Genomic DNA, 12,927 nt, shown 5'->3' with positions numbered 1-12,927 from the left:
GTTAAGTTGATTGAACCGCCGTGTACCGAACGGTACGCACGGTGGTGTGAGAGGTCGGAATTTCTCATTTATGAGAAATTCCTCCTACTCGATTGCTAATCTTAAGAATTTTCGTCAGTAAAAATGTAAATGAAAGAAGATGAGTATATAAAATCAGGGACAAAAGCTCGTAATCTACTGCGGAATTGCTTTTCTACATAAACAGCTGAGAGGGTCTTTGTGCTCGTCGGTACTTGCGCCACGTTTTTTGTGGCGTTAGTACCGCTACGAAGCACAAGAAGCGAAAGCGTCCCCGAAATGTTTATGTAAAAAGCAATTCTTCACAGCATAACCTGCTTTTGTCCCTGATTTTCTTATATTTTCTTAACTTGTCTTTCTGACTTTTTCTTCGACTTTTTTCTGAGCGGTGGAGAGCATCAGCTTGATACGATTGAGCTGATTTACTTCTGAAGCGCCGGGATCGTAGTCTATCGCAACAATGTTGCAGCCGGGATAGAGGTGTCGCATCTGCTTGATTACACCCTTACCGACAACGTGGTTTGGAAGACATCCGAAAGGCTGTGTACATACAATGTTGCTTGCGCCATTCTTGATAAGTTCAACCATCTCACCTGTAAGGAACCATCCCTCACCTGTCTGATTTCCGATATCTACGATAGGTTTAGCGTACTCGACAGTCTCATAGATGTCTGTAGGCGGATCGAAGTGAACACTCTTTTCAAATGCCTTAGAAGCGCTGCTTCGAAGCTTCTCTAATCCCCATATTCCAAATCTGCAGAAGAGTGCGGTCTTCTTGGAAGTTCCGATGTTTTCTGCCTTGTAGATCTGGTTGTAGAAGCAGTAGAGCATGAAGTCCATAAGATCCGGAACAACGGCTTCTGCGCCTTCATCCTCAAGGAGTTTAACAAGGTGGTTATTTGCTGCGGGAGCAAACTTAACCAGAATTTCTCCGACAATACCTACGCGAGGTTTAACTTCGTCTGTGATCTCGATTCTGTCAAAGTCTTCAACGATAGCTTTACACATCTTTTCAAATTTGAAAAGGCTTGGATGCTTTGATGTCACGAATTTCTTGCACTTTTCAAGCCATTTCTCGTGGCATGCGTTTACAGAACCCGGAATTCTCTCATAAGGTCTCATTCTGTAGACACATCTCATGAATATATCACCGAAAATAACCGCATAAGCAGCCTTGATAAACATCTTGGCATCTAAATGGAACCCCGGATTTGCTTCAAGCTTACTTAAGTTAAGAGAAACAACAGGAATCTGTTCCATTCCGGCTTTCTTAAGAGCACGTCTGATAAAGCTTACATAGTTTGTAGCTCTGCATCCGCCACCTGTCTGTGACATCATGACTGCAACTTTGTTGAGGTCATATTTGCCTGATAAGAGTTCATCCATTATCTGACCAACAACCCAGAGTGAAGGGTAGCAGGCATCGTTATTTACATATTTAAGTCCGACTTCGACTGCGTGCCTGTTATCGTTTTGCATTACGACAAAATTGTAACCGCAGGATGCGAAGGCGGGTTCAAGGATGTCAAAGTGGATGGGAGACATCTGAGGAACGAGAATTGTATAATTCTTTCTCATGTTCTCATCAAAGATCACCCTGTTGTATGCACTTGACCTGATTGTTCTTTCTTTATTATGTTGCTTACGAACTCTGATAGCGGCAAGAAGAGATCTTACTCTGATCCTTGCGCTTCCGAGGTTATTTACTTCGTCGATCTTAAGGCATGTATAGATCTTGTCTGAGCCTGCGAGAATGTCATTTACCTGGTCCGTTGTAACGGCGTCAAGTCCGCACCCGAAGGAGTTTAGCTGAATAAGATCAATGTCATCCCTTGTCTTTACAAAGCTTGCAGCGGCGTAAAGTCTTGAGTGGTACATCCACTGGTCGGAAACGATAAGAGGTCTCTCGGGTTTTCCAAGGTGCGAAACACTGTCTTCCGTAAGAACCGCAACACCGTAAGAGCAGATCATATCAGGGATTCCGTGATTGATCTCCGGATCCACGTGGTAAGGTCTTCCGGCAAGAACGATACCATGCTTGTTGTTTTCCTCCATCCACTTAAGGGTTTCTTCACCTTTTTTGCGGATGTCGTTTCTTGCATTTTCCATTTCATCCCAGCCAAGTTTAGCGGCTTTGATGATCTCACCTGCAGGAATCTCAGAAAACTCTTTTACAAGAGCATCTGTAGCAATCTCAAGGCTTGTGAATGCCATGAAAGGATTTCTTATCTTAACTTCGCCGTTTGTAATTGCCTCAACGTTGTTCTTTATGTTCTCGGAATATGAAGTGACAATAGGGCAGTTATAGTGGTTGGTTGCACCCTCAACCTCTTTTCTCTCATAGAAAAGACCGGGATAGAAGATAAAGTCAACCTTCTGCTTAATAAGCCACTCGATATGTCCGTGCGAGAGCTTTGCAGGATAGCATTCCGATTCACTCGGGATTGATTCGATTCCGAGCTCGTAAATCCGGTGAGTCGATCTTGGTGAAAGAACAACTCTGTAACCGAGATTTGTAAAGAACGTAAACCAGAAAGGATAGTTCTCGTAGAAATTAAGGACTCTCGGAATACCTACGGTTCCTCTTGTTGCCTTGTCGGCGGTAAGAGGCTCGTATCTGAAAATTCTCTTATATTTATAGTCAAAAAGATTAGGGATATTGTCGGCATTTTTCACCTTGCCGATTCCGCGCTCACATCTGTTTCCTGAGATGTGCTGGCGACCGCCTGTAAACTTGTTGATAGTAAGTCGGCAGTGGTTGGTGCATCCCTGACATGTTGTCATGCTCGTTGTGTACTCGAGTTTGTTGATCTGATCGATCGTGAGCATGGTTGTCTTGTAATCATCTGTTTCAAAAAATCTGTCTCTTGCGATAAGAGCAGCACCGAAAGCGCCCATAATCCCGGCAATGTCGGGACGGATTGCTTCTGCGCCTGAAATAATCTCAAATGCGCGAAGAACCGCATCATTGTAGAAAGTTCCACCCTGAACAACGATGTGTGAGCCAAGATCCTTGGCATCAGATACCTTGATAACCTTAAACAAGGCGTTCTTAATAACAGAGTATGCAAGACCTGAAGAAATATCGGCAACATCGGCGCCTTCCTTCTGAGCCTGCTTAACTCTTGAATTCATAAATACAGTACATCTTGTTCCGAGATCTACGGGAGACTTCGCAAACAAAGCAACCTTAGCAAAGTCCTGAACGCTGTAAGACAGAGATTTTGCAAAAGTTTCAATGAAAGAGCCGCATCCTGATGAGCAAGCTTCGTTGAGCTGTACAGAATCAACGGACTGGTTCTTTATATGAATACACTTCATGTCCTGACCGCCGATATCAAGGATACAGTCAACCTTGGGATCAAAGAAAGCAGCGGCGTTGTAGTGAGCGATTGTCTCAACTTCGCCATCATCAAGAAGAAGCGCAGATTTAAGAAGCGCCTCGCCGTAACCTGTTGAACATGCTCTTGAGATCTTAACGCCTTCGGGCATGAGCTTATATATTTCCTGAATGGAAGAAATCGCTGTTTTAAGCGGACTTCCGTTATTGCTTGAATAGAAAGAATAAAGAAGATCGCCGTCTTCACTTATAAGTGCGCATTTTGTTGTAGTAGAGCCCGCGTCGATTCCAAGAAATGCATTTCCTTTGTAATCATCGAGCTTTCTTGTCTTTACTTTGTACTGATCCTGACGTGCTCTGAATTTTTTGTATTCATCTTCATTCTCAAAAAGAGGGTCAAGACGTGATACTTCAGCATCCATGACAATCTTGTGAGACAGTTTTTTTACCATCTCATCCATCTCATAGCAGACTTTCTCATCAGCGTTAAGGGCAGAGCCGATTGCTGCAAAAAGATGAGAGTTGTCTGTCTCTATAGTATGTTCCTCATCGAGATTAAGAGTCCTGATAAATGCAGCCTTGAGCTGGTCAAGGAAGTGCAGAGGACCGCCGAGGAAAGCAACGTGTCCACGAATAGGCTTTCCACATGCAAGACCTGAGATTGTCTGGTTGACAACGGCCTGGAAAATAGAAGCTGCAAGGTCTTCCTTGGTTGCACCTTCATTGATTAATGGCTGAATGTCGGACTTAGCGAAAACGCCGCATCTGGCCGCAATTGTATACAGTGAATTGTAATTTTTGGCATACTTATTAAGCCCTGAGGCATCTGTCTGTAAAAGCGACGCCATCTGGTCGATAAAAGAACCTGTACCACCGGCACAGATTCCATTCATACGCTGTTCTACATTTCCGTCTTCGAAATAAATAATCTTCGCATCTTCACCGCCGAGCTCAATCGCTACGTCAGTCTTGGGAGCGAGAGTCTTGAGCGAAGTTGATACTGCAATAACTTCCTGAACAAAAGGTACATCAAGGTGTTTGGCAAGTGTAAGTCCGCCCGAACCTGTGATAACGGGGTGAAGCAGGACATTACCCGACTTCTTACTTGCTTCTACAAGAAGTTCAGCCAAAGTTTCCTGAATGTTTGCAAAGTGCCTTTTATAGTCGGAAAAGATTATATTTCTTTCTTTATCCAAGAGAGCCACCTTGACTGTGGTGGATCCGATGTCAATACCTAAAGTATAGTCTTTAGAAATCATTGTTAACCTCTTCTTATTAATATGCATAATTATATTGATTATAATGCACGAGTGATTAAAAATCAATTTACTGAATACGATATACGCTGCCAAACTCTGTTTAAGATAAAACACTTTATGGTATACTTAAGCATCAGTTTTGGAGATGTTATATGGAAACAGAAATAGATAAGATATTAAAGAAAGAACAAATAAAACAAAGAAAAGAGCAGGAAAAAAATCTCGAAAAAGAAAAAGATCGTGCAAGAGAGTGGTGGGAAGATGTGACCAAACTTTTCTACGAACTTTCAATAGATTCAAATAATAAAAATTATAAAGTATCGCTCGGAACGGTGATAGTAACGGAGGAAATCAAGACACAGGCTATTGAGAAATATGAATCGGATAAAAAGAAAAAGACAATAATGTACTTCATATATCTCGTAGCATGTATGATCTTTTTGTTGCTTCTGACATTATCAGTTTACTTTGGAAGTGTCGCAGGAATATTCTGGGCGCCGCTTTCAATGATCGCAGTTTTTTTTATTATAAAAGCATTTGAAAACAAGCATAAACTGGGGCTTAGAAAATATTTCGACGATAAAGATTCAAATAAGGAAAAACTATATAAGGCAATAGCTCTTTTGGCCAAGGCAAAAGGGTGTACAAAGGATGACCTAAACATCTATTTTCTTGGCGGATTTTTTAAGAAAAGGCACAGTATTTTGAGCCTTCATCACGAACAGATAATCGGAATAATATTTGCGGCGATGCTCATTCCAAGCGTAGCGCAGCTTGTCGATTCAAAGTTTGAGCAGATGATGATTGCGTTTTTTTCGCTCCCCGGACTTTATGATAAGGGAATGATACTTGCAAATAATGTGCCGCTTCTTGGGATTTCATTGTACGGAGTTGTGTTCTGGTTTACGACGCTTACGATATGCGTTCTGATCCAGATTCCGGCAAATATTCTTATTAATGAAATAACTAAGATGCGCACGACTGACCAACTTTTTTATTTCTTTAAAGACTGCATTTTTGAAGACAGACTGAAAAAAGCAAACAAACTTGAAAATGAACAATAAATATAACCTATAATATAAGTAAGCGGCTTGTTTACAATAAATTCTCACAATGATAAAATCAAAAAATATCAAATAAAAAAACAGAGGCTTAGTGAATGAACAAATTTTTGAATGATCTTGAGAGAAAAATCGGTAAATACGCGATCGTAAATCTTACAAAGTACATTGTTATGCTGTATGCCGTGGGTTATGTGCTGCAGCTTGCGCCGCAGAGCGTGAATATAACACGTTTTCTTACGCTCGATCCGTATCTGATCTTGCATGGGCAGATCTGGAGACTTGTTTCATGGGTTCTGATACCGCCCGGAAGCTTCAGTCTTCTTATTATCATAACTTTGATGTTCTATTATTTTGTCGGAACCGGAATGGAGAGGACACTTGGGACATTCAGATATAATGTGTTTATTTTTGGCGGAATGATCCTTATGATCCTCGCTTCTTTTGCGACAATGCTTGTGTATCACGTATTTTTCGGCATTACAGGTGATGCGCTCGGAATGGTGATGTTCAGGGCGTCCGGTTCGTTTAGCACATATTTTATCCAGATGATGGTATTTCTTGCTTTTTCTGTTATGTACCCGGATATTCAGGTGCTTTTGATGTTCCTCATTCCGATCAAGGTGAGATGGATTGCGATCGCATACGGGCTTATCCTTGCATATCAGTGCATCGGAGCGCTTATAAATAAGGATTTTGCGACATTTTTTGCGATAGCTTCCCAGTTTATCAACTTGCTACTCTTTTATATGAGTACAGGTAATCTCAACCAGTTCAGACCGGGTGAGATCAAGAGAAAAAGAGAATTTAAATCAAGCGTTAAGATGCAGCCTAAGGGAATAACAAGGCATAAATGCGCGGTTTGCGGAAGAACGGAACTTGACGATCCCAATCTCGAATTCAGATTCTGCTCAAAATGTAACGGAAACTACGAGTATTGTCAGGATCATTTGTTTAATCATGTACATGTAAAGTGAGGCTTAAATGGGAAATATAGACAACAAGGAAAAAGAATTTGCAGAGACACTTAAACTCGTCACAAGAACAGCGAGAGAGAACAGAAATATCATTTCCAAGGAAGAGGTAAAAGAGGCATTTGCAGACCTTGACCTTTCTTCCGAGCAGTTCGAGATGGTATTTGAATATTTAAGAAATCACAAGATCGGCGTAGATGAGCCGGCTCCCGAGACCGAAGAGTATTTTACCGAGGAGGAAAAGAACTATCTCGATGATTATATCAGCAGCTTAGAGCAACTTCCAAAATTCTCCGATGGGGAAAAAGAAGCTATCAAGATCGGCGCGCTTGCAGGCGAGAGCGATGCCAAGCTTAAACTTATTGATATGTATCTTCCTCTCGTAGTCGACGTTGCCAAGATGTATGCCGATCAGGGCGTATATATTGAGGATCTTATCGGTGAAGGAAACTATGCGCTTACAAGAGGCGTAAATATGCTCGATGCCGTCGGTGAACCTCAGGAAATTGAAAGTTTTTTGTACAAGCTCATGCTTGATGCGATGGAGAACATCATCGAACAGGACCTCGAAGAAGCCGCAGGCGGCCAGAAGGTAGTGAAACTCGTTCAGGAAGTTGCGGATAAGGCAAAAGAGCTTGCTGACGACCTCAGAAGAAAAGTAACCGTTAAGGAACTTATGGACGAGACCGGATGGGATGAGGATAAGATCAGAACAGCCATCAAGTTCAGCGGTGATAATATCGAAGATCTCGACAGCGGAGAGAAAAAAGAGTCATGAATAACATTGTAAACGATGATGATTTTAAATACTGCATGCAAGATCTTGAGAGGAACTATTTTGGTGCAAGATACAGCTATGATGAGCTTCTTAAGAACGAGATGGTTCCGTTTAAATTCAAAACAATCATCACGAAATATATAAAAGATGATGTGGATCTTGATGTAACTTTGGAAAGTCACTTTTATCACATGACCAAAGAGACTTATGACTACAGAGTCTATAAGCAGCTCCGAAGCAGAATAAGAGTTTCGCAGTACAAGGATATGAATAAACCGGAAAAAGGATTTAAGGAGAAGGTTTATACGATTGAGAGCCTTGTGAAGATTCCCGCGGATGAGAAAGAGAAGATGGGGATTATTGTGAGAGAGCTTATTTTGTCGAAATTGGCGCTTTTTGGTTTTAGCGTATAAAAAACTGATTTATAAAAAGTTTATATTACTTTCTGAACACGGAATCTCAATTCCTTCAGTAGTATGAGACTAATAAACTGTTTTAATTATACGGACAGCTCCGGATGTATGAGGGGGCTGTTCTTTTTATATTAAAAATCTACAACAAAAAACCACCCATCAGGGTGGTTTAATTTTTGATCTTATTAAGCTCTTTCAACCTTGTTAGATCTAAGGCAGCTAGCGCATACGTGGATTCTCTTTGTGCCGCCGTTAACTTTAACAGCAACGCGGTGAACATTTGAATTCCAAACTCTGTTAGATCTTCTATGAGAATGGCTTACATTGTTACCGAAATGAACGCCTTTGCCACAAATATCACATTTAGCCATTTTGACACCTCCTTATAAGCCATGTTCGTTCAATAGCATATTATTGCAAATATCCGCAACATTGATATATTAGCAGAAGAAAAACAGAATTGCAAGCAAAATATACGAAAAAATATGTCGCTAAAAATTATATGGTTTATTTTTCGATAAATTGCTATTATAATACATGTGTATGCTAAAACGGAGCTCTATGAGAATTAAAGAGCTTCGGGTATTAAGGAGGGTAAATATGAAGGCTTCTTCTATGAATACTCACATGGGTAGTATATCTATTGACAACGAAGTAATCGCTCAGTACGCAGGAGCTGTAGCAATGGAGTGCTTCGGTATTGTTGGGATGGCAAATGTTAATGTAAAAGACGGACTTGTGAGTCTTCTTAAGATTGATTCGATGACAAGAGGAATCAACGTTTCTCTTGATGCAAATAACAAACTGATACTTGACTTCCATGTAATTGTTGCTTATGGAGTTAGCATTTCAGCTGTTTCAGACAATTTGATCGACAATGTAAAATATAAAGTAGAGGAATTTACGGGGCTTGAAATCGAGAAGATCAACATCTACATCGAAGGTGTCCGCGTGATTGATTAAGCCAAGAGATCAAGTTCTAGGAGGAATTTTGTTTTGAGTAATAATATAATTGACGCTAAACTGCTGGCTAAGATGTTTTTAAGCGGCGCCAAGAATCTGGAAGCGAAAAAAGAATGGATAAATGAACTCAATGTTTTCCCCGTTCCGGACGGTGATACAGGTACCAACATGACAATGACAATCATGTCTGCGGCAAAAGAAGTATCAAATCTGGGCGACAACGCTTCAATGGAAGCAATTTGTAAAGCTATTTCTTCAGGTTCTTTGAGAGGAGCAAGAGGAAACTCTGGTGTTATCCTTTCACAGCTCCTTAGAGGATTTACCAAAGTTGTTAAGCAGCATGATGAAGTTGACGTTGCAATTCTTGCAGAAGCTTTTGACAAGGCTGTTGAGACTGCATATAAGGCAGTTATGAAGCCGAAGGAAGGAACAATACTTACGGTTGCCAAGGGTGCCGGAGAGAAGGCTCACGAACTCGCTGTAGAAGGCACAACAGATATAACTTATTTTTGCGATGAAGTTATTAAATATGCCGAGGAAGTTCTTGCAAAGACTCCTGAGATGCTTCCTGTTCTCAAACAGGCCGGCGTTGTAGATTCAGGCGGACAGGGACTTGTTCAGGTGCTCAAGGGAGCATTTGACGGATTCCTTGGAAAAGAGATAGATCTTTCTATCACTGAAGAGCAGGTTACCCCCGGTGCAAGGGCAAAAGAATCTGCTCAGGAAGAGGTTGATATCAAATTCGGTTACTGTACCGAGTTTATAGTTCTTTTGAACAAGCCTCTTAATGTAAAACAGGAAATTGACTTCAAGGGATTCCTTGAGTCTATCGGTGACAGTATCGTTCTTGTTGCCGATGATGAGATCTGCAAAGTTCACGTTCATTCAAACGATCCCGGACTTGCGATCCAGAGAGCTCTCATGTACGGTCAGCTTTCCAATATGAAGATCGACAACATGAGAATGGAACACAGAGAGAAGCTCTTCCATGAAAACAAAGACGGTTCATGGGCAGAGATCGAGACAGAGATAAACGGAGCAGCTGAGCTCACTCCTACATATGAACCTAATGATGAGAATATTCCTCTTGCAGGAAAAGTAGATTCATCGGCTGTTTCTGAGAATAAGTCTGACGCTAAGGCTGAGACTGTGACAGAGACAAAAGAAAATGCTAAGGTTGATACTGCGGCTGCAAAAGAGCCTAAGACAAAGGCTGAAGCGCCTGCTCCTAAAGAAGAGCCCAAGATGCCTCGTAAGGATGTAGGATTTGTTACTGTATGCGCAGGTGCAGGTCTTGCCGAGATCTTCAGAGGTCTTGGCGTTGACTACGTTATCGAGGGCGGACAGACAATGAACCCCAGTACCGCAGATATTCTTGATGCGGTTGAGAAGGTTAATGCAGATACAGTAATCGTTCTTCCCAACAATAAGAACATTATCCTTGCTGCAAATCAGGCTGCAATCATGTCTGAGGATGATGATTCGGATAAGAAGATAATTGTTGTTCCTTCAAAGACTGTACCTCAGGGTGTTACTGCGATCATAAACTATGTTCCTGACATTCCGATTGATGACAATGTAGCTGCAATGACAGAAGCTATCACAACAGTTAAGACCGGTGAAGTTACTTACGCCGTAAGAGATACTGTTATTGATGATGTTCAGATCAAACAGGGTGACTTCATGGGAATCGGCGATTCCGGAATTCTTTCTGTTGGTACTGACATGTCCGATGTTACTTTTGACATGCTCAACAAGATGATGAATGACGATCTCGAGCTTATCAGTATTTATTATGGTGATGAGATCAAAGAAAGTGATGCTCAGGATCTTAAGGATAGGATTACCTTGAAATATCCTCAGTGCGACGTTGAGCTTCAAAACGGTGGACAGCCTATTTATTACTACGTTATTTCAGCTGAGTAATTATTGTATATACCGGCCGGGCAATAAAGCCCGGCTTTTTCATTATATTTACTTTACATAAGACATAATTTTTATCTAAAACGAGGACCGGTATGGGAGAAAGAGAACTTACAGAATCTGTTGAAAATCTAAAAGGAATCGGAGAAAAGACGGCGAAACTCTTTAATAAGTGCGGTGTCTTCACGTGCAGAGACCTTATATACTATTTTCCCAGAACTTATGATGAGTTCAAAGCTCCCATTCGCGCATCAGAACTTGTGGAAGGTGAAGTCTGCGCCGTTTCTCTTACAATTATCGGAAGCATTATGAAAAGAAGGATAAGAAATCTTTCTATCATTTCTTTTGAAGGCGGAGATCAGACAGGCAGAGTTAAGATGACTTATTTTAATGCGCCTTACCTTGCAAGCTCCCTAAAATCCGGAACGACACATATTTTCAGAGGAGTAGTCAGGAAAAAAGGTAACTTCTTTACCATAGACCAGCCTAAGATGTATAAACCTGAAGAATATGCGGCTCTATGCGGCAAACTTATGCCAAGATATCCTCTTGTAAAGAGTCTTAGCAACAATACCGTGACAAAGGCTGTTCAGAAGGCGTTTAATAACGCGGGCAGATTCGAAGAATTTGTTCCTGAAGATATCATCAAAAGACTTGGACTTATGAGCTTTTTTGATGCCATCTACGGTATCCACTTTCCAAAAGACAAAGCTTCTTTGGAGCAGGCAAGAAGAAGGCTTGCTTATAACGAATTTTTCATATTTGTATTAAAACTTCGCCTTTTAAAAAAGCTTCAAGAAGAAAACAAAAATACATTTCCCATGATGGAAGTTGCAGAGGCAAAGCGTTTTTTGGAAAAACTTCCGTATAAACTTACAAATGCGCAGCTTAATGCGTATAACGATATCATAAACGACATCTCCGGTCCGTATGTCATGAACAGGCTTATTCAGGGAGATGTGGGATCGGGAAAGACCGTGGTTGCTTTTCTTACTCTTTTAACTGCTGCCGCAAACGGCTATCAAGGAGCAATAATGGCGCCTACGGAGGTACTTGCGGCCCAGCATTTTGAGAGTTTCAAGGAAATGATCGAGAAATACGGACTTACAAGCCTTAAACCGGTTCTTTTGACCGGAGCTCTTTCTGCAAAAGATAAGAGAGAAGCGCAGAGGATGATAAAAGAAGGCGAAGTAAACTGCATCATCGGAACAAATGCGCTTATACAGGATAAAGTCGAGTACAAGAACCTTGCTCTTGTCGTAACCGATGAGCAGCACAGATTCGGCGTTCGCCAAAGAGAAGCTCTTGCAGGCAAGGGAGAAAACGTCCATGTTCTGGCAATGAGTGCGACACCTATACCGAGGACACTTGCCATTATTTTGTATGGAGACCTTCATATTTCCATAATCGATGAGCTTCCGGGCGGCCGAATTCCGATCAAAAACTGCGTTGTAGGAACTGATTACAGAAATACCGCGTATAAATTTATCTGCGACCAGGTAAAAGCGGGACATCAGGCGTATGTGATATGTCCAATGGTCGAAGAAGGCGAGCTTGACGGCGTTGAGAATGTTACGGACTATACGGATAAGCTTAAATCCATGCTTCCGACAGACATTTCCATTGCTATGATTCACGGTAAGATGAAACCTTCGATGAAGGATGATATAATGGAAGCCTTCGCGCGTAAGGATATAGATGTTCTTGTTTCAACGACGGTAATCGAGGTCGGAATCAATGTTCCGAACGCGACGGTTATGATGATAGAAAATGCCGAGAGATTTGGGCTTTCGCAGCTTCATCAGCTCAGAGGACGCGTGGGAAGAGGGAATGCGCAGTCATATTGCATCTTTTTGAACACATCAAAGTCTGATGATGCCAAAAATCGCCTTGATATAATGAACAAGTCAAATGACGGATTTAAGATTGCGGAGGAAGATTTAAGGCAGAGAGGCCCCGGAGAATTGTTCGGACTAAGGCAGAGCGGAGAACTTAATTTCAGGATCGGAGATATTTATCATGACAGCGACCTTTTGAAGGAGGCGTCGATGGACGCGGACAGAATTTTAGCCGAAGATCCGAATCTTGACGATATACAATATAGTGTACTTAGAAGTACGTTAAGTACTAAATCGGCAAATTTTGTTGACTTTACTACTTTATAAAAGTAATATTATTTTAGTTGATTAGGTTGAAAA

The 12,927-nt window shown here is 41.4% G+C and carries 9 protein-coding genes; 7 read left to right on the top strand and 2 right to left on the bottom strand.

Annotation, left to right across the window (positions count from 1 at the left end):
- Positions 1 to 363 precede the first annotated feature (363 nt).
- Positions 364 to 4,617, bottom strand: a complete 4,254-nt coding sequence (locus tag G628_RS0102740; RefSeq protein ID WP_034500523.1) for a 2-hydroxyacyl-CoA dehydratase — start codon at positions 4,615 to 4,617, stop codon at positions 364 to 366.
- 152 nt (positions 4,618 to 4,769) lie between these two features.
- Here G628_RS0102740 and G628_RS0102735 point away from each other — a divergent pair, with 152 nt between their 5' ends.
- The 4 genes from G628_RS0102735 (at position 4,770) to G628_RS0102720 (ending at position 7,843) form a co-directional block, all read left to right on the top strand.
- Positions 4,770 to 5,681 carry a hypothetical protein gene (locus G628_RS0102735; protein WP_027208391.1) on the top strand — a complete coding sequence of 304 codons (912 nt, stop codon included), beginning with the start codon at positions 4,770 to 4,772 and terminating at the stop codon, positions 5,679 to 5,681.
- Positions 5,682 to 5,776: 95 nt separating this feature from the next.
- On the top strand, positions 5,777 to 6,655 hold the full coding sequence (locus tag G628_RS0102730; protein WP_026666820.1) for a membrane protein: 879 nt from the start codon (positions 5,777 to 5,779) through the stop codon (positions 6,653 to 6,655).
- Between the two features lie 7 nt (positions 6,656 to 6,662).
- Positions 6,663 to 7,430, top strand: a complete 768-nt coding sequence (locus G628_RS0102725) for an RNA polymerase sigma factor region1.1 domain-containing protein (RefSeq protein ID WP_027208390.1) — start codon at positions 6,663 to 6,665, stop codon at positions 7,428 to 7,430.
- Entirely contained in the window at positions 7,427 to 7,843 is a 417-nt protein-coding gene (locus tag G628_RS0102720; protein WP_026666818.1) for a hypothetical protein, read from the top strand. Before G628_RS0102725 ends, G628_RS0102720 begins: the two co-directional genes overlap by 4 nt.
- Before the next feature lie 185 nt (positions 7,844 to 8,028).
- On the opposite strand, the gene rpmB is transcribed toward G628_RS0102720, so the two are convergent.
- Positions 8,029 to 8,214, bottom strand: coding sequence for a 50S ribosomal protein L28 (rpmB, locus tag G628_RS0102715; RefSeq protein ID WP_026512990.1), 186 nt, complete (start codon positions 8,212 to 8,214; stop codon positions 8,029 to 8,031).
- 229 nt (positions 8,215 to 8,443) lie between these two features.
- On the opposite strand from rpmB, the gene G628_RS0102710 reads away from it, so the two are divergent.
- The 3 genes from G628_RS0102710 to recG all read left to right on the top strand — a co-directional run bounded on the left by G628_RS0102710 (position 8,444) and on the right by recG (position 12,894).
- Positions 8,444 to 8,806, top strand: a complete 363-nt coding sequence (locus G628_RS0102710; RefSeq protein WP_026654842.1) for an Asp23/Gls24 family envelope stress response protein — start codon at positions 8,444 to 8,446, stop codon at positions 8,804 to 8,806.
- A gap of 33 nt (positions 8,807 to 8,839) precedes the next feature.
- Positions 8,840 to 10,732, top strand: a complete 1,893-nt coding sequence (locus G628_RS0102705) for a DAK2 domain-containing protein (RefSeq protein ID WP_027208389.1) — start codon at positions 8,840 to 8,842, stop codon at positions 10,730 to 10,732.
- 92 nt (positions 10,733 to 10,824) lie between these two features.
- The gene (gene recG / locus G628_RS0102700; protein WP_027208388.1) at positions 10,825 to 12,894 is read left to right on the top strand and encodes an ATP-dependent DNA helicase RecG; all 2,070 of its coding nucleotides are present in this window, start codon (positions 10,825 to 10,827) and stop codon (positions 12,892 to 12,894) included.
- The last annotated feature ends 33 nt before the right edge of the window (positions 12,895 to 12,927 follow it).

This window comes from Butyrivibrio hungatei NK4A153 (assembly GCF_000424465.1).
Lineage (GTDB): Bacteria > Bacillota > Clostridia > Lachnospirales > Lachnospiraceae > Butyrivibrio > Butyrivibrio hungatei_A.
Note: the sequence above shows the minus strand (reverse complement) of the source record. Positions and strands in the feature narration are given on the sequence as shown.

Coding starts and splice junctions, on each gene's coding strand:
- G628_RS0102720 (WP_026666818.1), top strand. CDS start 7,427: ATGAATAACATTGTAAACGATGATGATTTTAAATACTGCATGCAAGAT.
- rpmB (WP_026512990.1), bottom strand. CDS start 8,214: ATGGCTAAATGTGATATTTGTGGCAAAGGCGTTCATTTCGGTAACAAT.
- G628_RS0102725 (WP_027208390.1), top strand. CDS start 6,663: ATGGGAAATATAGACAACAAGGAAAAAGAATTTGCAGAGACACTTAAA.
- G628_RS0102730 (WP_026666820.1), top strand. CDS start 5,777: ATGAACAAATTTTTGAATGATCTTGAGAGAAAAATCGGTAAATACGCG.
- G628_RS0102710 (WP_026654842.1), top strand. CDS start 8,444: ATGAAGGCTTCTTCTATGAATACTCACATGGGTAGTATATCTATTGAC.
- G628_RS0102735 (WP_027208391.1), top strand. CDS start 4,770: ATGGAAACAGAAATAGATAAGATATTAAAGAAAGAACAAATAAAACAA.
- recG (WP_027208388.1), top strand. CDS start 10,825: ATGGGAGAAAGAGAACTTACAGAATCTGTTGAAAATCTAAAAGGAATC.
- G628_RS0102740 (WP_034500523.1), bottom strand. CDS start 4,617: ATGATTTCTAAAGACTATACTTTAGGTATTGACATCGGATCCACCACA.